Source organism: Candidatus Roizmanbacteria bacterium, assembly GCA_016699265.1.
In the GTDB taxonomy this organism is placed as follows: domain Bacteria; phylum Patescibacteriota; class Microgenomatia; order UBA1406; family GWC2-37-13; genus CAZLQR01.
The window spans coordinates 848,072-867,521 of the sequence record CP064967.1 but is presented as its reverse complement, the minus strand read 5'-3'; the positions used below and the strand labels follow the sequence as shown (position 1 = coordinate 867,521).

Sequence of the window (19,450 nt, the reverse complement as noted above, 5' to 3'; positions counted from 1 at the left end):
TTTATTCCCCTGTAGCTCAATTGGCAGAGCAGATTCCTGTTAAGAATAAGGTTCGTGGTTCGAGTCCACGCGGGGGAGCCATCTTTCGCTAAAGCTCCAGATGACTAAGCCGTCTAAAGTTGTAAACGGCAGACGGCTGGCGCCATATGTACTATACATACATTTTGTACAGTTCAAAATCTAAAATCTTTTACTACGGGCACAGCCCAAATTTAAAAGAAAGATTTAAAATGCATAATGACGGCTTATCACTATCAACCAAGCCTCATATTCCATGGAAGTTGGTGTGGTACTGCGCATTTCCCAATTTAAAAGGAGCGAAAGATTTTGAACTGTACTTAAAATCTGGATCAGGTAAAGCATTCGCATATAAACGTCTGGTGAGGAGCTTTAAAGAAAGATGATTGTTCTGTTAAGATAGGTATCTGTAGCTTCAGCGAAGGATACCACGCGGGGGAGCAAAGTACCAAACGATGACGACATTGACTAAATAAGGAGCGTATGTTGGCATTGCGCGATGCCAGATTTAGAACGTGGGCCTTCACGACCTCCAATAAAATCGATAGTTGTGGGAAATGACCGAGAGTTTTTCTCTCCTGTTGATAGATTTGTTCCAGAATCACAGAGATTAGAATTCGTAGAATCCGATATTGATGAAGCCGATATGGATTTTATGTGGTTTGGTGATGACAAAATTGTACTATTACCTAGAGCACTTGATCCTGAATTTATATCTGACATCTCTACTCTTTTTGGATTTAAGAATGCTAGACTATTAGTGCCGCATGAAACCGATGCGGGACTTTCAAGTGATATTGTTTCTGATGAGGGTGTTTTTCAGGAGCTCGTTAATGAGATTGATAGAGCAGAAGATGTGCAAGTGGTGCCTTTTGGGTATACTCCTCAATTTCAAGGTTTAGTGGATAACCTGCGATCAAGAGGTGCAAATTTTAGAACGCCAGAAAGCCCAACCGATGAGGGGATTGCGGCTGCGGAATATTTTGAAACAAAAGTAGGTTCACGAGATTTATTACAAAGAGTTAAAGCTAAGCATCCAGAGTTAGATATTAAAATCCCCGAAGGATATGTTTGTGATACAGTTGATGACGCATTATCAAGAGCGGACTATTTCATTGAAAGTGGTAGAGGTGTAGTTTTTAAAGCAAACTCAGGTGGAGCTGGTATTGGTGTGAATGTTTTCAAACAAGAGCAAGTAGACACGCCAGAAAAGTTAGAAGAAATGCGAGGAAAAATCCGTGCTAATGGTCTTTTCATAATGATAAAGTGGTAGTTGAAGAAAGAATAGATGTAGACTTCAATCACCATGGCGCACATCCTAGCGTCGACGCAATTGTTACTGTGGATGGTACGGTTGAAGTTCAAGCTATTGACGCGATGGTCATTCGTCATGATGGTGAGGAAGTAGGTTTTATGGATGCGTTGCTGGAAAAGGTTTGTTTGATGAAACACAAGCTGATACACTTAGGAAATTTACTTCTGCTGTTGGAGAAGAATTAAGTGCGGAAGGTTATAGAGGTTGGTACGATACGGATTATATATTAGCAACAGACGGCCAAATATCACCCACCGAGGCTAACTTAAGACGAACAAGTATGAGCTATGTTGTTGATTTGGCAAAACTTTTGTATGGAGATAATTGGGAAGAAGAAGTTTCAATTAGGACAAATGACAAGTTTATAAGACAAAATCTTCATGGTATTTCTTATGCTCAGTTGAAGGAAGCGCTTTCAGATATTATTTATCCAATGGAGGCAGAAAAAGCAGGAGTAGTATTTACTGAGTCAATGAGATCAAAATTTGGAAGAGGTAAATTTGGATATGCGATACTTGGAGATGGTCAGGAACGAACTCGGGAAATTGAACTACTTTTGGAGGTGAAAGTTAATGCTTTGCAATCAGACCAATGACGATTCTTTTTACTTTACGTTTGAAAACCAATTAATTACCTCAATCAAAGTTTCTGTTGCGTCGTCAATTGTTTTAAGGGAAACGCGGTTTTCTGTACTATGATAGTATGTGCCTGGGATAGGCACTCCAAAGTAAAATGTTTTTAAGCCATTCTTATGACCGTAGATCCAGCTTTCGTCTTCAGTTTGTTCAAAAAATCCGTCTTTAAAATGAATCTTGTCACTAAATTTTGACTTTAGCTGAGTCCAAATTTCAGGTGAAAGATCATATGCATTGGCAATAGATACGGGCTTTCCAAGAATATCCTGCTCTAGGATAGTGTCGACAACTATGACAAGAGTCTCTTTATCCAGGGTTTTAGCAGCTGCGTCAGCTCCATCAAAATCAAGCTCCTCATAATTAGTGAGATATACAGGAGTGCCCGTGCGTCGGGATGCCTGATATGAAGCAAATACACCCGCAAAATTGTCAACAAGCCCACTAAGTCCTTTGTCATCCAATTTCATGAACATGATGGGCCGCGCTAAATCGAAATGAGCAGAAATAACAACCTTCATATAGGTAAGCTTAACATATTCTTTGAATTTGCATAAAGTGTCTATCACAAGTTTTTTATGTGGTCAAAGATTATTTGTATGCAAATGATAAAATGAGCAAAGAGACTCTATGTCTATTAACGAGATGTTAAATTCGATTTTGTGGTTCCTGAATGCTTCAACCTGGGGGAGCATTTCTACTGTTTTGGTTCGACTATGATCACCATTTTCAATCTTCGGAATTTTAGCTTTGATATACTTATTACATGGATAAGATAAAAAATCTTGAGGAAAGGGTAGGAAAAATTGAAGCTAGAAATAGTAAGGTTGAACTGGATAAAGCATGGGAAACAAGCTGGACTCGGAAATTACTCATTTCTGTTTTTACATACCTTGCGATAGCTCTTTATTTAAAATTCATTGTTGGAATTGACCCGTGGATTAATGCGATTGTTCCAACGGTTGGTTTTTTACTCTCAACGCTCACACTCCTAGTTTTTAGAAAAATGTGGGAGCGATACATCTACAAAAGGTAATTTACGCGGGGGAGCAATTGAAGTTTTAATGAGGAAGTGTATACTTCGATATATGAACAAGAGTGTGAAGCTTGTTGTCGGAGTAGTCATAGCGGTTCTTGCTTTTACCTCGAATCCGCATGGTCCACTCGGATTCTTTTGGCGACCGAATAGCATGGCACCTAATCCGACAAATCTACAGCTGCCTTTTTTCATACTTCTTAACATTGTTGAGTCAGTAACATTCGCCCTGACTTTAGTTTTACTATTGTTTTATTTTCCAAAAAAAGCTTTATCTTCGCTTACGTTAAAACAAACACGAACTGCTTTTGTATGTTTGCTTTGGATTCTTGGAAATTGGTGGATGCATGATTCGCTACACATGCATATTGGTATGAACTTGCAAAGTCTTCTGTATATCGAGTATGGATTCCATATCACCATGATGGGCTCGGCACCATATCTTCTTTGGGTTGCTAAGCAAGTGGTGAAAACTAAATGAGGTGCCTTTTTATACCCCGATAACCACGAAAAAAAGAGTTGTTTTTTGTACTATTTAACACGACTTTTTACAGAGATAATTATCGCTGATGCAGAAAGATGCACTATTCGGTTTAGGCCTACACAAAGCGCTAAAAAATTGACAAAAGTTGAAATTCGAGTTGACTTATATCTCTAAAATTATAAAGTATATATACTAAAAGGGAGGTTTAAAGATGCTATTTCACGTGTTTTTTTGTGGATTGTTATAGTAGCTTTCGTTACGCCTTTAGCCTCATTAATTAATCCGGTTAATGCTTCTTTTCCAGGAACAAATGGCTCAATCGTTTTTGTTTCTAGACCATCCGGCACATACGATATATATACCATGGCTGCTGATGGAACGAATGTGGTACAGCTCACATCAGCGGTAGGTAACGACCTAAAACCTGTATGGTCGGCAGACGGAACAAAGATCGTCTTTTACACAATCCGTGATGGTAATTACGAAATATATAGTATGAGCGCTGATGGATCGAATCAGACGCGGTTAACTAACAATTCAAGTACAGACTTCGATCCTACATGGTCGGCAGACGGAAACAAGATTTATTTCGTCTCAAACCGCGATGGTAATTACGAAATATATAGTATGAATATCGATGGATCGAACCAAACCAATATTACGAATAATTCGGCAGTCGACCAAGACCCATCAGTTTCTCCTTCTGGTACAAAAATAGCATTCAGAACGTACAGAGATGGTAATGGCGAAATATACACAATGAATGCAGATGGTACCGGCTTGATTAGACTTACTAATAATTCAGCGATCGATCAACAGCCTGATTGGTCACCCGATGGTACAAAAATAGCATTTCGTACGGACCGTGATGGTGGAAATAACGAAATTTATACGATGAATGCAGACGGATCCAGTCTGGTGAATATTACTCAGGTTGCATCTAATGAGTTTGATCCGGCTTGGTCGCCGGACGGAACCTTGTTTATTTTTGCTACATCGAGACATGTGAATAATGAGATATATAAAATGAATGCAGATGGTTCGGCACAGACGAGACTTACGAATCATGTATATGATAGTGGGCAACCGAATTGGCGGCCAATACCAATCGTCACCGTAGCTACAAATCCCACATCTCAAGGAGCGGTCGTCACAAATACTACTGCAACTCCTACATGTAGCGATGTAACGCCTACCAATTCTCCAGATCTCTTTCAAATTGATAGAACTGGAGCTGACGCTACCTTGCACTTTACACCAGTTGGAGGATCAAATAATTACTACTTTATTGCGTACGGACTTTCGGTCTTTGATGAAAGGTATGGTGTGAGTTTTTCTAGTGGATATTCAAGCGGAGCTATCACGTACCCAATCCATGATTTAGATCCTGGCACTACTTATTACTTTAAGATCCGTGGAGGGAATGGTTGTCAACCTGGGAACTGGTCGAACACGCTTCAAGTAACGAGAGCTTCAAACACAAGCTTCTTTAGAGTTGTAAAATAATGCTTCAGACAGTCTGAAGTCCTGCACAAAATCTCAATTGTTTTTCTTGCGAAACCAAAGTCGAGTCGACAACCGAGGAGATTATCTAGGAAGCGAATGATGTTGCCAGTGAGTTTCTTGACGAATACTCCTCTTGACTTGTCCTGAGCATAGCCGAAGGATATACTTTCTGCTTTTGTTCTTTCCGTCGATCTTGAATAGTAATGAAAAAACTCAGGAAATTTGCTTGAAAGAAAATCTGCCCTCCCGCTGTAATACATATGAATAGTAGTTAAGAACTTAAGGGGGTGAGAAAATATGAATAAAAGATCAATAATATTAGGATTAACAGCGCTTGTCATCGGTGGGGCCGTATTAGCGCCACAGGCAGCAATTGCCTATAGAGGCGACCCGGCAGTTAAAGGACCTTTATATACTGAGGAGCGCCACACAGCTATGGAAAAAGCATTTGAAAATAAAGACTTCAATGCTTGGAAAACACTTATGGCTGGACGAGGCAGAGCAACACAGGTTGTAAATGCTCAAAATTTCGCAAAGTTTGCCGAAGCTCACGAACTGGCAGAGCAGGGGAAAACTGATGAGTCAAATAAAATAAGAGCTGAACTTGGGCTCGGTTTGCACAATGGAACAGGAAAAGGTCAAGGAACGGGTTGCGACAGAAGGAGTCGTTAGTCATATTTGTACAAATAGCTGATTCCTCACTTGTATACTATGAGTGGGGTTTCAGCACTTTGCAGCGGCGTAAACATATGCGCCACTATGCTGTTCAAAATCAAATAGTTATGAGCGATACATCCAAATTATCAGATGAAGACGTGATTGTAATTGTCCGTACCAAGGACAAGGAAGCTTATGCTGAGATTATTAAACGGTATCAGACTAAACTTATGAGATATGCGCGTTACATAATGGGAGATGAGAATATGGGAGCAGATGTTGTGCAGGAAAGCCTTATCAAAACTTACATTAATCTTAACAGGTTTGATACTAAGAAGAAATTTTCCAGTTGGGTATATCGTATAGTTCACAACGAGGCTATGAATGCACTAAACAAACGTAAGAAACAACGACCCATGGACGATAGAATAGATCTTGATAGTGGATTCGATTTGGAGGATGAAGTCGTTAAAAAGGAATTAGTTAGTAATACGCATCGGTGTCTTGAACAAATGCCGATAATATATAAAGAGCCATTATCGCTTTATTATTTAGAAGATAAGTCCTATGAAGAAATTGGCGATATATTACGAATACCAGTTGGCACGGTCGGAACACGAGTTAACCGCGCCAAAGTGCTTATGAAAAAATTATGTCAAAAACAACAAAAAAAACACTAATAGATTTTGAAAAGACCATAATGGCGAAAGTGAAGTCTAATGAGATTTCAATGAAGCCGCGTTGGTACTTCGTGTCAGGGTCCCTTCTTATGATATTGGGCTTAGTAGGTTTAAGTACCGGAGCTATTTTTTCAACCAATCTCATGCTTTTCTCGCTTCGTAAGCACGGGCCGATGGGACAATGGCGTCTACAGACGATGCTGGATAGTTTCCCTTTGTGGGTACCGATACTGGCAGTGGTTGGTATAGTGCTTGGGATAGCAATGCTTAGAAAGTATGACTTTTCGTATAAAAAGAACTTTTGGTTCATAATTCTTTGGTTCATTCTTTCAGTAGTTCTTGCCGCTTTTATTTTAGACTCTTTGGGACTTAATGACGCATGGTCTCGACAAGGACCGATGATGCGCTTCTATCAGCATATTGAAGGCCAAAACTCTGAATTCAGAGTACCCAAATATATGCAAAATGGTCGCGGAGATGGACCAAACTATAGGAGTAGGTAGTTTAGTCTGAGACTGTGCGAACTCCTTCGAACTTTTAGGTTTGATATACTTTCTGCATGAGTAATAGCTCCAACAAGGATCTACGTATAGAAGAGACCGGGAGAATCTTTTCGAATAGTTTGAAAACTCGATTTGAGAAAAATATGAAGAGGCATGAGGAGGTAGTCTGGGGTAAAGTCCTTGAGAGGTTGGAGTCGAATCCTGAGAAGTTATGGTCTCTCAATGAAATGGAGAGTACGGGTGGGGAGCCAGATGTTGTAGGTCATGATAAGAATACGGGTGAATATATTTTCTGTGACTGCTCAGCAGAAAGCCCGAAGGGCCGACGAAGTCTTTGTTATGACCGTAAAGCGCTTGAAGAGCGGAAAGAATATAAACCAAAAGATAGCGCGGAAGATTTTGCGCGGGCAATGGGTATCGGACTCCTCACCGAGAACGAATACCGTGAGTTGCAGGAGTTGGGAGAGTTCGATGTAAAGACCTCCAGTTGGCTACAAACTCCTTCAGAGATCAGAAAACTGGGTGGGGCGATTTTTGCTGATCGAAGATACAACCACGTCTTCGTGTTTCATAATGGAGCAGACTCCTATTATGGAAGTAGAGGTTTTCGAGGTGCTCTTAAGGTTTAGCGCGTTGAGGTGACGGTTTAAAATCTCGAGTATCTATTTAAGGTGGGACTCCGTATAGTTGGCTCATGACTTCATCCAGGAGAACTTCGTTAACTGCAGGATTACTGTATTTACTCACCTTTGTCTCAATCCCAACAATCGCTATTTACGGTCAGGTCAAGGAAACGAGCTATATTCTGAGTGCTGGTCCAGACACCTCCATCATATTCGGTGGAATTCTCGAGATTATAGTCGCACTTGCTGGTATAGCTACTGCTGTAACCCTTTTCCCAATTCTCAAGAAACAAAGAGAAGAACTTGCGCTTGGCTTGGTAGCTGCAAGGATTTTGGAATCGGCAACCACCTTTGTAGGCGTTGCATTTATTTTGTCACTTGTTACGCTTCGACAAGATGGAGTAGGTTCTGGCGCACTTGCAATAAGTAACACACTCGTCGCACTCTACAATCGGATCTTCTTATTGGGGCAAAGCTTCATGCCAGCAATTTGTGATGTTCTTCTGGGATTTCTTCTCTACAAATCTCGTCTTGTGCCACGTGCTCTTTCACTTATCGGTATTGTGGGAGGGCCGATACTTCTTGTAGGTTATTTTGCGGTGATGTTTGGTTTTGTAGGAAGACTAGCTCCACTTGCGGCATTGTCCGCTGTTCCCGTTGCGTTGTTTGAATTTTCACTTGGGCTCTGGCTCACATTTAAGGGATTTAGTCCATCAGCCTTCACAAAGCTCACCGTAAAAAAGTAATAAAGATCGAATATAGTGGTGAGTGTATTCGCTATTCGAACTCAAAATGAAATTTCGTAGGATCGTTACCTTTTACGTCTATTTCTATTCCTTTCTCATCGAGAGTAACCACGGTGTGTGCTTCGGTCGGTGTCCCGTCGTTTCTAAAATTCTCTACAAGTGAAGTGACCACAAAATATGGAATTCCATTATGAACTTTCATTCGATTCCAGTGTTGGTGCCCAGAAATAACTGCCTTAACTTTTCCCGACGCTTCAAGAATTTTTCTTACGTCTGCACGATTATGAAGTAGTCCATACTCTGGCTTAGATTCGAACCAAAAGTTACCTATAAGGTCATCATCGGCAAGACCATAGTGAATGAATACGATGGTTGGTTTTGTCGTTGATGAAAGATCGTTGTGTAACCACTTAAGTTGGTCGGAAAGAACCTCTGCTTTTATATCGTCAAGATCTATTTTATGATTCCCAGTCATGGTAAAGCTTAGCGCGATAAAATGAAATCCTCCATGATCAAAGCTGTAGTACAGTTGATCGTAGTTCAAGATTTTCTTCATGTCGTCATCAGTTAAGGTTCTAACATCATGGTTTCCTATGAGGGAATAAACAGGCATTCGTAGAGGCAGCAGTAGCTCTACGGTTTCACGAAAATACCGCATGTCTACTTCTCGGTTGTTAACATCTTCAATGAAGTCTCCCAGATTTACAACGAATTCTGGTTTCTCATCAGAATTCATTGTCTCCACAAATTTTTGTACGAGGCCCTCTGCCATGAATGTTAGTTTGCGCTGAATGCCTTTATGAAATCCACTATCGGAAGGACCATTATGAATGTCATTAACTATCACGAATTTCATATGAAGTTATTATATCAAAGCTAAAAGTCGAGGATGATAACTGGGCAGAATATTATGATTAGTGCAGGTTACTCGATTTAATAACTATTGTGTACAGTTCTTTTCAAGATCATTTTTCTAAATACTAAATTATGGAGGAGAACCGTTTTTTTAGCCTCAGATTGTGTTAGAATTATCATGCGTGGAATTCATTTTTCAATTTGGACTAGTCTTACTCCTTGTTTTTCTGAATGGTTTTTTTGTTGCTTCAGAATTTGCGTTAGTTGCGGTAAGAAAAACGCGAATTGATGTATTGGTAAAAAAGGGTAACAAACCTGCTAAATTAGTACAAAAATCGATTGCCCAACTCGATACGTTTATTTCCGCTACGCAGCTAGGAATTACTCTTGCTTCCCTTGCGCTCGGGTGGATAGGTGAACCGGCCATTGCCCGATTTATAGAGCCGGCTCTTCATAATATATTGCCTCAGGGAGCTGCGGTCATAACCTCACATAGCGTTGCCTTTGTAATTGCATTCACGATAATAACATTTTTACATATCGTTCTTGGAGAGCTGGCGCCAAAAACGATAGCGCTAAAAAAAGCAGAAACTACATCGCTATTCATCATTGCTCCGCTCACATTATTTGCGACAGTTTTCAAACCGTTTATCTGGGTTTTGAATGAAGTTGGTAATTTAGTCTTAAGACTGGTCGGATTTTCTGCGCCATCAGGAAGACAACTCGTACATTCTGAGGAGGAAATAAAAATAATACTTGCTCAAAGTGTTGCAGAAGGAGCGTTGGAAAAAAATGAAGTTGAGATGGTTTATAGCGTATTAAAACTAGGAGATACGCCAGTAAGTAAGGTTATGATTCCAAAATCGAAAATAATTGCTTTTGAAAAGAAGATAACAATTGCCAAGATCCTGAAAACAACGCAAAGCTATCAGCATAGTAGGTTTCCTATCTATGAAAATACGATGGATAATATTGTGGGATTCGTTCATATAAAAGACATCTATGCTCACCTCATTTCGGATAAAAAGGAGCCTCAACTAAAGAGATACATGACGTGTTTTTAAAGGCTCAGGGGAGAGGACATTGGCTCAAATTAAGATAATTAGATCAATTCCGCGCGTCAAAGAAGTCGATAGGATAGATGACGTGCTGGTATTGCTGCGTGCTAAAAGAGTCCATATTGCCGTAGTGGTCGGTGAAGATGGTGCTACTTCTGGGTTAGTTGCTTTAGAAGATATTGTAGAAAAATTGGTTGGAGAGATTAAAGATGAATTCGATGGTATTTTTCAGGAAGAAAGATCTTAGTACGAGCTAAAAACATAAAGTGTAGATGTACTTGGCTCTCAACTTGTGCTTCAGAACTGTGACCAGATATAATCGGATATATCTCTGTATGCTCAATCTACGACGTGTAGCTATTTCATTTCTCATTCTAATATTCGTTTTTTTCAAGCAAAGCCAGGCCGTCTTGGATCGATATAATGTTGGTGTTGGATATAGCGCCTCGAACCAGCTCGCAATAAGTACCGATACCCCCGGAGAATTTGAGTACAGTCTTTATTTGAGGACAGCTGACAATACCGCAAAAACAATGACTGTTCAGTATAACGGTGTTGGTAATTTATATAGAACAATAACGTTAAGCTGTGCGAGTGATGAGTCCAATGCGACAGATAATCCTCAGTCCGGTACTTGTTTGTCGGGCGGGCCATTTGTTCGTGGGGCATTTGTATCAGGAAATAATAACCGTTACGGAGTGGTTAAGAGATTCACGCTCTTTTGCGGCACTGTCCAGATCGTCGGGGAGCAATCTACCGATAACTGGATTAGTAGCGATTTTTACAATGACGCTATCAAAGATTTTTTAGACAACGGCGCATCATCCACATGGTGTCCATCATTGACAACTCCCATAACGACGCCGAAGGCAACGCCTACAAAAAAAATTATACCGACTCCAAGAGTATCCAAAAAACGAATTATTACGAATACCCCGACCCCCATTCTGATCGAGACTGATGATCAGGCCATCAGGACGACTGCAGTTCCCTCAAAGGTGCCGACTCAAGTAACGTCCCAGATCCCATCTAAAACAACTTCACCAGATAATATGAGAATACTTTGGATTGGGATAGCCTCGCTAATTCTCGTAAGTACGGGCATAGTAGTTGGCTACATAAAGATCTTTGGGGTAAAGAAGAGCGTCCCTCCAACCACTTCTATTATTGAAGGTGCTCAGGAAGACGATCTGCCTGTTGACAGCACACTGATATAATCAAGGCATGCAAGGCAATCATCACGCTGTTCACTGTGCAGTTTACGCAATCTTAATTTCGGATAAAAAAATTCTTTTGTCGCTCCGAAAAAATACCGGCTGGATGGATGGATGTTACGGTCTCCCATCGGGTCATGTTGAAGAGAGCGAGACGCTTAAAAGTGCTCTTGTCCGAGAGGTGAAGGAAGAAATAGGACTCGATATCGACGAAACTACGCTCACTTTTTACCACGTTATGCATAGAAATAAAAAGGCTGTTGGAGATCGTGATCATGTCGATTTTTATTTCAAGGTTGAGTACTGGACCGGAGAACCAATAAATACAGAGCCCACAAAGTGCGACAGCATTCAATGGTTCGATCTCGATGATTTGCCTGACAACATTGTCCCAAACGTAAAGGTCGCGATACAGTACTATCGAAGTAAATTGATTTTTTCAGAGTTCGAGTGATTGAATTCTTGAAAAAATAATACTCAAGGAGTACATTTAAGTCGTATGAGTAAACAGTTTTACAAGGACGCGTTTGGTTGGGGTTCAGTTCTTTGGTTGATCGGTTACATTCTAGGTATTCTGCTTTTTTTCGTTGTGAGTCCATCGATGATTGGTTGGATTCTTACTCCAATTGGTACAGTGATTACTCTATGGGTTTTATTTAAAAAAATTAAATCTACATCCGTTCAGTACTACGTAATGTTAGCTGTGGTATGGACGATACTTGCGATAGCTCTCGACTACTTTCTTCTTGTTAAGGTCTTCAATCCTGCAGATGGGTACTATAAACCAGATGTGTATCTGTATTACATCTTAATCTTCATTCTTCCGGTCGTGGTTGGCATAAAGAAAAACTTTAAAACCGAGAACCGACGACGATAATTAAGGATTCTTTATAGCTTGGCAATTACCCATACTTCATCCATAGACAATTCCTGCGTTTGAGCACGCACGCCCACATTATGTTACTATAAAATATGGACTGTAAAACTGGAGAAATGGCTACGGACCTAGGGTGTATTCCGGGGGACCCAGCACATTTTGTACAATTCGTATACAACATTGGCCTAGGACTCATAGGTATAGTTTCTTTCTTGTCATTAATTTACGGAAGTTATGTTCTTATAACTTCACAGGGCAGACCCGATGAAGTAAATAAGGGAAAGGATTATCTTAAATACTCAGTAATTGGATTAGTGTTTGCAGCCTTGGGGGTACTTTTTGTAAAGGTGATAGTCGCCCAAATATTACAGGTGCCAGGATTTGAATAAAAGATGAGAAATATTGTTAACACATTCTTCACGGGACTGGTTGTTTTATTCTTGGCGAGTTCTGTCTTTCGGCCAGTCATTGCGCAGGGTAGAGTTTCAACGACAACCCCAGCAGGGACACAGGCCGTAGTGAGTACTGGTTGGGTAACGGATGCAGAAACAACAGTGGTTGGTAAAACGGCAAACAGAATAGGGGCATTCCTTGACTGGACGCTTCAAACTTATTACTGGGCTAATGTTGTTCCTGGGCAGCCAAGTCCATTAGCGAGCGCATGGGTCTCCATCAGAGACGTTGTGTATGCATTTTTAATCCTAATGGTTTTGATAGCTGCCTTCGTATTCGTAACGACAAGGGGAAGAAACCTGAAGGTCAAAGAGTTTATTCCTAGGTTTATTGCTATCGTTCTTCTCATAGCTTTTTCCTATTCGCTTCTGCAGATAATATATCAGCTTACAGATCTCATACAAGGATTTTTCTTAAGATTGTCAAATGGTTCAATAATCTCCTCAAAAGATTTGCTAAGCATCTCTTTCGACTACACCAGTTTCCAGGGTTTTAGAAGAACTGGTGATCAGTTAAATGAGTCTGGAGAAATTTCTTTGTTTCTGATAAGAGCCACTTCAGCAACTTATTTTGCGATGGCCGGAATCCTTCTAATTAGGAAGATAATTATGTGGTTCTTCATTATTTTGTCTCCAATATTTCCTTTGTTGATTCTTTTCAATCCGATAAGAAACACTGCTAAAATTTGGGTAGGCGAGTTTCTTAGATGGGTACTGTATGCGCCCATTTTTACTGTTTTACTTTCTGGGCTTGTTATTATCTGGAAAGCCAGTACTCCTACAACATCCGGAATACCCCTTGACTTTGCTTTTGGTACTGAAGCGGGACTGTATCCCACAGCGGTAAACATTCTTATTGGTGGTCCTGGTCAAGTGATTTCTATTGAAAATAGCGTTAATAATCCGGGAACCTTCGCATTGTACGTAGTTTCTCTTCTCATGCTGTGGGTCGTAATTATCCTCCCATTCATATTGTTAAAGATTTTGATCGATGTCTTCAAAAGTTATCCCCTTCAGGAGGGCGTCTACCAACTATTTAAATCTTCTTCAGGACTGTATAACAGGTTTTTGTCCAGTCCTGGACCCGTAATCATTCCACCCAGTTCTACACGTTCTACGGGCGTAGAAAGAGCGATTCCCAGCTATCAATCGAGCACATCAAGTGAGACAAGCCGTTACTCAACTTCACGCCAAACATATACCCAAAAAGATACTGAGAGTATGCGTCTTATAAATATGACAATTCCCACAATCAGAGACATTGCAAAATTCGAAGGACAAACACAGCAAATAACAAATATCCAGAACACCTTAATGGGAGTCGCTAGACCAGAGACTATGACCTCGGCTGAGGATCGACATCACTACTCATACGTGAGAACTCGACTTCTTCACGATAAGGAGCAAGGTAGTTCGGTTGCCGCAACAATTTTGAAAGCGGCAGAGACCGTAACCTCAGGTTCAACGCTCGATACTTTTCCAACTGTAAATCCAGTTCAAAGCGTAAGTATAGATGACTATGAGGACGTTAAAAAAACATGGATTGCAAATTACCAAAAAATAAACCCTCCAAAGAGCAAAGAAGGTGCTCAGATGAAAAGAGAGGACTGGATTAAGCAGGAACTCAAGGACGTAGAGGAGTTAATCAATCTATTAGTATCTCGCGACAAAGAAAAAGGAAGAGAAGGGATGTCGAAAGCCTCAAAAATCCTGCCAATTCTATTGGTTGGAGGATTCTCACAGACCGAGGTTATCGCATATCTAAAATCGAAAGAAGAAGCATGTAAATCTGTTTTAGAAAAGCTCGCGGAGGTTAAGGATGAGGAATTTGTAGATGTTGAAGCAAAACAACAGTTAAGCTCAAAAGAGCTCCATGTTGAGGCAAAGGTAGAGCCGGAAAAAAATAATTTCTCCTCGCTCGAAGTTTCAAATTTGAAACAAGACAGTTAAGAACTTCTGGATTTATGAGGGTTGTCTAACCGATGGAAAAGCTCAATTGATATGGTGGCCAAGTGCTTTACATGTCATTAACAATAAAGCATAATAAATTATGCTCGGAGGATTGTTTAGAAATAAAAAAGTTGCGCCAATGCCCACTTATGTTGCTCCTGCAATCGCGGAGGCTGCGCCAACCCAACCGTCTCCCGTAGAACAAGGTCCAAACGTTGTGGGCTCATCGATGTCTCCAAGTGTACGCAACAGCGTATCTGTTTTGAGCCAGCTAGACAGTGACTCAACTCAGGTCTTGAGTCAGGCTGAGAATGAGACAAAAAAAATTAACCAATCTGCTATAGAACCAGAGCAGATACTTATAGGTCTTCTCTATGATCGAGTAATTTTCAGTCTGTTTAAAAAAGCCACTATTGATCCCGAGAAGATTTTGAGCGAGCTTCAAAGCAGTCAGGTCCGTGGTAGTTTTTCCGGCCAGCCAACATTAGGGCAAAAGAGCATTAAGTTACTTGAGAGCGCGCTCACCGTCGCAAAAGGTAAGAACTCTTCATTTATAGAACCACTCGATATATTACAGTCATTTTTGACTGAGCCAGAAGCTGTGACTGTGGCTGCAGTGCTAAAAAATCATGGATTCGACGAGGAGAAACAAAAAGAAATGGTAAAGAGCATGACAAATGATAAACCGATTAAAAAATCTGTTCTGCAGACATACGGAAGTGACCTAACGGAAATGGCGCGACAAAACTTATTAGATCCTGTATGCGGAAGAGATGTGGAGGTTGAGCGCGTAGTCCATATATTGCTAAGGAGAACTAAAAATAATCCAATCGTGATAGGTGAGGCTGGAGTGGGAAAGACAGCAGTTGTAGAAGGTTTGGCACAAGCAATTGTTCAGAACAAGACCCCTAAAGAACTTTCATCAAAGAAAATTATTCAACTTGAGATGTCGTCCTTAGTTGCGGGAGCAAGTCATAGAGGAGAGTTTGAGGAAAGAATCAGAAATGTCATAAAGGAAGTCCAGATTTCACAGGGGCAAATAATTCTTTTTGTAGATGAGGTTCATACCTTAATAGGGGCTGGAGATGAGCAGGGATCTATGGATGCGTCAAACATAATAAAACCATATCTTTCTCGTGGCCAGATACAGATAATTGGCACGACAACTCTGTCAGAATACAGAAAACATTTCCAGAAAGACAAGGCTTTTGAACGAAGATTCCAACCTGTATTGGTTGAGGAACCAACAGAAGACGTTGCAAAAAGCATGCTGCTCTATCTTAAACCGAAGTATGAAGCGTTTCATAAGGTTACGATTTCTCAGGAAGCAATAGATGCTTCGGTGCATCTTTCCAAGAGATATATAGGGGAAAGATATCTACCAGATAAGGCGGTTGACCTTATAGACGAGGCAGCGGCGGGAGTTAAGTTGGAGTTCGCAGGAGGCAAAAGAAAGGACAGTGAAGTTAAGAAAAGTGACATAGAGGCCGTAATAAGCGGATGGACCGGTATACCAATCGCCAAGCTTACAGAGGACGAGAGTCAAAAGTTGTTAAATCTTGAGAAACTAATTCATAAGCGACTTATAGGCCAAGAACATGCCGTAAGCTCTATTGCTGAGGCTGTTAGAAGAGGAAGAATCGGACTCGCAAGCAGCGGAAGACCCATAGCCTCTTTCATTTTTCTCGGTCCAACAGGTGTAGGAAAGACCGAATTAGCAAAGACGTTAGCAGAAACACTATTTGGAAAAGATGACGCCATTATAAGACTGGACATGAGTGAGTATATGGAAAAACATGAAGTTGCGAAGTTGATTGGCGCTCCTCCAGGATATGTAGGATACGAAGAAGGCGGACAACTTACCGAGGCCGTAAGAAGAAAACCCTACTCGATCGTATTACTTGATGAGGTGGAGAAAGCACATCCCGACGTGTTCAATATACTCCTACAGGTTCTTGAAGATGGTAGATTAACAGACAACAAAGGAAACACGGTTTCATTTAAGAATACCATATTGATTACGACATCCAATATAGGGAGCGTACTGATTCAACAACAGCTTTCTTCAGTAAAACCAAAAGAAGAAAAGGAAAAAAACTTCAAGCATCTCTCTGAGATAGTAATGACCGAACTTCATAAATTCTTCAAGCCTGAGTTAATCAATCGATTCGACGAAGTCATAATTTTTGAGCCAATAGCTCCAGACCATATGGTGGAGATTGCAAAGCTTGGCATAGAGAAAACAAAGTCTTTATTAAAGGAGCAAGGAGTTGGCATAACAATTACGGAAAAAGCCCTTTCCCAGTTAGCAAAAGACGGGTACGATCCAGTTTATGGTGCTCGGCCTCTGCGACGTCTTATCCAGAGTTCTATCGAAAATCCCGTTGCTCTTTTACTGATCGAAAAGAAATATATCTCAGGGGATACCATAGTTATAGACTACGTTGAGAGTGATGAGAACTTTGTTTTTTCCAAACTTCAATCTGTTGCTCAATCTGCGCCAAGCAACGTTCCTCAACCAGCTGTCGATGTTCAAAAACAGGTAGTCGACAACTACACGACTATTCAAAAGTAGGTCGGAAATATTGACTTTATCTTAGTTATTAAACTAATATTGATACATATGAATGCCATAGATTCAAATGCCGTACCCTCAAGCGGACAAGTTGCCGATTTGCCGTTTCAAAATGAGAATGGATCTAAGAAAAAGCTACTAATACTAGCGGGTGTTTTATGCGGAGTTCTCCTGACCATCGTTGTTGCCGTAGCCTATTTCTCCAATCAAAAAACAAACTCAAATGAGCAACTAAATTCTGGAAAGAACTCTACTACTAAGGGCGGACTGAAAAAAGGAGTAGGGGCCGCGACTCCTCAATCACATCCTTTACCTCAGGTAACTGTTGGGAAATGGAATATTTTGGCCACTGCACTGAAATCCCAACCTTCTGCTAGAGTTTATTCCTTTCTGGAAAATTTCACACTCACTGACCTAAATAATATGTTGGTAGGATTTTATCAACAACCCAAGATTGAAGAAAATGCGAATCGATTTATTGTTACGTCTCAAACTTCAGACATGTTGTATGTCCAGAAACCGAGTGGTTCATTTATTCTACTGTCACCAAAAGGAGTCAGTTTGGCAGATGAAAAAGAAGCCGATAGAAGAAGTGCGGTAGAGAGCTTGGTACATAGATTATTTCACGAAAATACATTAGTGATTACGACTGAGTTTGATAAAACGAATAACCCAGGAGTTAGATACTACGAACTGCATAGGAGCTGGGAAGCCAGTGGACTTCCGGTTCTGAGTTTTTTGGGTCTTTTCAATACTCAAGAGGCTATTCCTTTTTCCAAACTAAAAATTGGAGTAGCGGTGGGCAACGTTAAGGACAAAAGAGTAATCAATACTTCGGACAAAACAGATGGTCTGCGAAGACCCAATGACTTTAGCACCGTCACGGTCGGAGTAAAGGACGGTAAGGTAGTTTCTATAACATCTAATGCCCGACGTATTAAAGGAGTCGAACAAATGCCTACGATCTCCTATGCCGATGCAGTTACGCGTTTGAAGGCGAATCGATACGACAGGATCTATACGATCCCAGCAGGAGAGGGTGTCGTTGACTATGCGAAGTTGTATCCCAAAGACACCGCTAAGCTTTCACAGGTGGAGGTGACTGAGAGTATCCTAACTTACCTTGAGGAGATGCCAGGCACAGTCCAGACAAAACTCATTCCTTACTATGTATTTAGAGGTAGCGGTGTTCTAGCCTCAGGATATAGAGTGAAGGTTCTTGCTGCGGTCTCTGCTACAAAACAAGAGGTGCTCGGAGCTTCTACCTCACGATTACTGGCTCAATCTGAAGATGAAAATCCAGGAATTAACCTAGGTACCTTTACGCCGACACCAACTCCACCACCCCCAACACCGCTACCAACTCAGCCTCCGGTAGTACTTACTCCAGGGCAGGTAGCCGAGGTTGTTGAAACGTCTGCTCCGCTACCTCCCGCAATAACATGTAGCAATGACATTGAGCCTACGAATGTACAAATAGACCCAGAAGGAAATCAATACTTTGTAAGCGGTGGCGATTTATACGTTATCCCAAAGACTGCTGACGTTGCGCAGTTTTACGTTACTATAGAGCAGGGGATAGCGTTAGCAAAAACTCAAACGGGTGATAGACCGCAGGAAGTTGATCCCAACTTGACAGTAAAATTAGATCAAGGCTTGCCTGTAAATTGTCCGATTCAAATTTCCGGTTATTCTCCAACTCTTTTTGTCTATTCCTCAACCACAAGGTCTATAACCATAAGTCCAAACTTCTCACTTACTTACGCAGACCCATTAGTTAAAAACAGTACCTGGAATGTTGATGTGAATAACGGAGTAAATCTCAATGTGAACGGCGTTTCTCGTCCATATATTTACTACGAATACCAACCAGTTACTTTTAATAAACCAAAATTAGGTTGGACTGTAAAAAAAGATGAGATCGGAAATTTCTCAAAGCAGATTGGTAAAAAGCTTGCTCTGACAGAACTCGAGACCCAAAGAGTAGCGAGCGAGATCGGTAACAGTGCAAAAGATGTTCGGTACTCAACACTTTTCATAGGCCTGATTCCACAGCAGGAACTTAATTCCAAGCTGCCAATCAGCACAACACAACAACCGCAGGCATTTCATCGAGTTCACTTCTATCTCACAGGTGCCACTGGAACAGAACCAGTCTCTTCCCCAAGTCTGAAGCCTCTTGAGCGATTTCCATATATGTTCCTTGAGATAGGGGCAGTATCGGGTCGCTAGATTTGACTCCATATCTAAAAATAGACTATTATGTGCT

The 19,450-nt window shown here is 40.9% G+C and carries 23 protein-coding genes and 1 tRNA gene; 22 read left to right on the top strand and 2 right to left on the bottom strand.

Features of this window, described 5'->3' with window-relative positions:
- Positions 1-5: 5 nt before the first annotated feature.
- The 5 genes from IPH70_05115 to IPH70_05095 all read left to right on the top strand — a co-directional run bounded on the left by IPH70_05115 (position 6) and on the right by IPH70_05095 (position 1,928).
- Positions 6-81 (top strand) — tRNA-Asn (locus IPH70_05115).
- Positions 82-146: 65 nt separating this feature from the next.
- Positions 147-404, top strand: a complete 258-nt coding sequence (locus tag IPH70_05110; GenBank protein ID QQR63850.1) for a GIY-YIG nuclease family protein — start codon at positions 147-149, stop codon at positions 402-404.
- Between the two features lie 113 nt (positions 405-517).
- Complete coding sequence (locus tag IPH70_05105; protein QQR63849.1) at positions 518-1,291, top strand: hypothetical protein; 774 nt, start codon at positions 518-520, stop codon at positions 1,289-1,291.
- Entirely contained in the window at positions 1,285-1,518 is a 234-nt protein-coding gene (locus IPH70_05100; GenBank protein ID QQR63848.1) for a hypothetical protein, read from the top strand. Before IPH70_05105 ends, IPH70_05100 begins: the two co-directional genes overlap by 7 nt.
- Entirely contained in the window at positions 1,455-1,928 is a 474-nt protein-coding gene (locus tag IPH70_05095) for a hypothetical protein (protein QQR63847.1), read from the top strand. The genes IPH70_05100 and IPH70_05095 overlap by 64 nt, the downstream gene beginning before the upstream one ends.
- A 9-nt stretch (positions 1,929-1,937) precedes the next feature.
- Here IPH70_05095 and IPH70_05090 read toward each other — a convergent pair whose 3' ends face one another.
- Positions 1,938-2,486, bottom strand: coding sequence for a hypothetical protein (locus IPH70_05090; protein ID QQR63846.1), 549 nt, complete (start codon positions 2,484-2,486; stop codon positions 1,938-1,940).
- 245 nt (positions 2,487-2,731) lie between these two features.
- Between IPH70_05090 and IPH70_05085 the strand changes: the two genes are divergently transcribed.
- From IPH70_05085 to IPH70_05050, 8 genes are all read left to right on the top strand, one after another.
- On the top strand, positions 2,732-3,001 hold the full coding sequence (locus IPH70_05085; protein ID QQR63845.1) for a hypothetical protein: 270 nt from the start codon (positions 2,732-2,734) through the stop codon (positions 2,999-3,001).
- Between the two features lie 52 nt (positions 3,002-3,053).
- Positions 3,054-3,482, top strand: coding sequence for a hypothetical protein (locus tag IPH70_05080; protein QQR63844.1), 429 nt, complete (start codon positions 3,054-3,056; stop codon positions 3,480-3,482).
- Positions 3,483-3,716: 234 nt separating this feature from the next.
- Positions 3,717-4,991 (top strand): PD40 domain-containing protein, encoded by a 1,275-nt coding sequence (locus tag IPH70_05075; GenBank protein ID QQR63843.1) that lies wholly within the window; start codon positions 3,717-3,719, stop codon positions 4,989-4,991.
- Between the two features lie 297 nt (positions 4,992-5,288).
- Entirely contained in the window at positions 5,289-5,663 is a 375-nt protein-coding gene (locus IPH70_05070; protein QQR63842.1) for a hypothetical protein, read from the top strand.
- A 110-nt stretch (positions 5,664-5,773) separates the two neighbouring features.
- Complete coding sequence (locus IPH70_05065; GenBank protein QQR63841.1) at positions 5,774-6,328, top strand: sigma-70 family RNA polymerase sigma factor; 555 nt, start codon at positions 5,774-5,776, stop codon at positions 6,326-6,328.
- The gene (locus IPH70_05060) at positions 6,301-6,831 is read left to right on the top strand and encodes a hypothetical protein (GenBank protein QQR63840.1); all 531 of its coding nucleotides are present in this window, start codon (positions 6,301-6,303) and stop codon (positions 6,829-6,831) included. Before IPH70_05065 ends, IPH70_05060 begins: the two co-directional genes overlap by 28 nt.
- Before the next feature lie 56 nt (positions 6,832-6,887).
- A complete protein-coding gene (locus IPH70_05055; protein ID QQR63839.1) occupies positions 6,888-7,460 on the top strand; it encodes a DUF4256 domain-containing protein in 573 nt (190 codons plus the stop codon).
- A gap of 65 nt (positions 7,461-7,525) precedes the next feature.
- On the top strand, positions 7,526-8,200 hold the full coding sequence (locus tag IPH70_05050) for a DUF4386 domain-containing protein (GenBank protein ID QQR63838.1): 675 nt from the start codon (positions 7,526-7,528) through the stop codon (positions 8,198-8,200).
- Between the two features lie 31 nt (positions 8,201-8,231).
- Here the strand turns inward: IPH70_05050 and IPH70_05045 are convergent, their stop codons facing one another.
- Positions 8,232-9,056: a metallophosphoesterase gene (locus tag IPH70_05045; protein ID QQR63837.1), complete on the bottom strand. Its 825-nt coding sequence runs from the start codon at positions 9,054-9,056 to the stop codon at positions 8,232-8,234.
- 181 nt (positions 9,057-9,237) lie between these two features.
- Between IPH70_05045 and IPH70_05040 the strand changes: the two genes are divergently transcribed.
- The 9 genes from IPH70_05040 (at position 9,238) to IPH70_05000 (ending at position 19,413) form a co-directional block, all read left to right on the top strand.
- Positions 9,238-10,119, top strand: a complete 882-nt coding sequence (locus IPH70_05040; GenBank protein QQR63836.1) for an HlyC/CorC family transporter — start codon at positions 9,238-9,240, stop codon at positions 10,117-10,119.
- 19 nt (positions 10,120-10,138) lie between these two features.
- Entirely contained in the window at positions 10,139-10,360 is a 222-nt protein-coding gene (locus IPH70_05035) for a hypothetical protein (protein ID QQR63835.1), read from the top strand.
- A gap of 88 nt (positions 10,361-10,448) precedes the next feature.
- Positions 10,449-11,330, top strand: coding sequence for a hypothetical protein (locus tag IPH70_05030; GenBank protein QQR63834.1), 882 nt, complete (start codon positions 10,449-10,451; stop codon positions 11,328-11,330).
- A gap of 7 nt (positions 11,331-11,337) precedes the next feature.
- The gene (locus IPH70_05025) at positions 11,338-11,781 is read left to right on the top strand and encodes an NUDIX domain-containing protein (GenBank protein QQR63833.1); all 444 of its coding nucleotides are present in this window, start codon (positions 11,338-11,340) and stop codon (positions 11,779-11,781) included.
- A gap of 45 nt (positions 11,782-11,826) precedes the next feature.
- Positions 11,827-12,204, top strand: a complete 378-nt coding sequence (locus IPH70_05020; protein QQR63832.1) for a hypothetical protein — start codon at positions 11,827-11,829, stop codon at positions 12,202-12,204.
- Between the two features lie 95 nt (positions 12,205-12,299).
- A complete protein-coding gene (locus IPH70_05015) occupies positions 12,300-12,593 on the top strand; it encodes a hypothetical protein (GenBank protein ID QQR63831.1) in 294 nt (97 codons plus the stop codon).
- A 3-nt stretch (positions 12,594-12,596) separates the two neighbouring features.
- Positions 12,597-14,606, top strand: coding sequence for a hypothetical protein (locus tag IPH70_05010; GenBank protein ID QQR63830.1), 2,010 nt, complete (start codon positions 12,597-12,599; stop codon positions 14,604-14,606).
- A 100-nt stretch (positions 14,607-14,706) separates the two neighbouring features.
- A complete protein-coding gene (locus tag IPH70_05005) occupies positions 14,707-17,181 on the top strand; it encodes an ATP-dependent Clp protease ATP-binding subunit (GenBank protein ID QQR63829.1) in 2,475 nt (824 codons plus the stop codon).
- 48 nt (positions 17,182-17,229) lie between these two features.
- Positions 17,230-19,413 carry a hypothetical protein gene (locus IPH70_05000; GenBank protein QQR63828.1) on the top strand — a complete coding sequence of 728 codons (2,184 nt, stop codon included), beginning with the start codon at positions 17,230-17,232 and terminating at the stop codon, positions 19,411-19,413.
- Positions 19,414-19,450 lie beyond the last annotated feature (37 nt).

Excerpts from the sequence above, each read along its gene's own strand:
- IPH70_05010 (QQR63830.1), top strand. The coding sequence starts at position 12,597 with ATGAGAAATATTGTTAACACATTCTTCACGGGACTGGTTGTTTTATTC.
- IPH70_05030 (QQR63834.1), top strand. The coding sequence starts at position 10,449 with ATGCTCAATCTACGACGTGTAGCTATTTCATTTCTCATTCTAATATTC.
- IPH70_05025 (QQR63833.1), top strand. The coding sequence starts at position 11,338 with ATGCAAGGCAATCATCACGCTGTTCACTGTGCAGTTTACGCAATCTTA.
- IPH70_05060 (QQR63840.1), top strand. The coding sequence starts at position 6,301 with ATGTCAAAAACAACAAAAAAAACACTAATAGATTTTGAAAAGACCATA.
- IPH70_05110 (QQR63850.1), top strand. The coding sequence starts at position 147 with ATGTACTATACATACATTTTGTACAGTTCAAAATCTAAAATCTTTTAC.
- IPH70_05055 (QQR63839.1), top strand. The coding sequence starts at position 6,888 with ATGAGTAATAGCTCCAACAAGGATCTACGTATAGAAGAGACCGGGAGA.
- IPH70_05065 (QQR63841.1), top strand. The coding sequence starts at position 5,774 with ATGAGCGATACATCCAAATTATCAGATGAAGACGTGATTGTAATTGTC.
- IPH70_05015 (QQR63831.1), top strand. The coding sequence starts at position 12,300 with ATGGACTGTAAAACTGGAGAAATGGCTACGGACCTAGGGTGTATTCCG.
- IPH70_05080 (QQR63844.1), top strand. The coding sequence starts at position 3,054 with ATGAACAAGAGTGTGAAGCTTGTTGTCGGAGTAGTCATAGCGGTTCTT.
- IPH70_05020 (QQR63832.1), top strand. The coding sequence starts at position 11,827 with ATGAGTAAACAGTTTTACAAGGACGCGTTTGGTTGGGGTTCAGTTCTT.
- IPH70_05090 (QQR63846.1), bottom strand. The coding sequence starts at position 2,486 with ATGAAGGTTGTTATTTCTGCTCATTTCGATTTAGCGCGGCCCATCATG.
- IPH70_05085 (QQR63845.1), top strand. The coding sequence starts at position 2,732 with ATGGATAAGATAAAAAATCTTGAGGAAAGGGTAGGAAAAATTGAAGCT.
- IPH70_05050 (QQR63838.1), top strand. The coding sequence starts at position 7,526 with ATGACTTCATCCAGGAGAACTTCGTTAACTGCAGGATTACTGTATTTA.
- IPH70_05105 (QQR63849.1), top strand. The coding sequence starts at position 518 with ATGCCAGATTTAGAACGTGGGCCTTCACGACCTCCAATAAAATCGATA.
- IPH70_05045 (QQR63837.1), bottom strand. The coding sequence starts at position 9,056 with ATGAAATTCGTGATAGTTAATGACATTCATAATGGTCCTTCCGATAGT.
- IPH70_05000 (QQR63828.1), top strand. The coding sequence starts at position 17,230 with ATGAATGCCATAGATTCAAATGCCGTACCCTCAAGCGGACAAGTTGCC.
- IPH70_05070 (QQR63842.1), top strand. The coding sequence starts at position 5,289 with ATGAATAAAAGATCAATAATATTAGGATTAACAGCGCTTGTCATCGGT.
- IPH70_05005 (QQR63829.1), top strand. The coding sequence starts at position 14,707 with ATGCTCGGAGGATTGTTTAGAAATAAAAAAGTTGCGCCAATGCCCACT.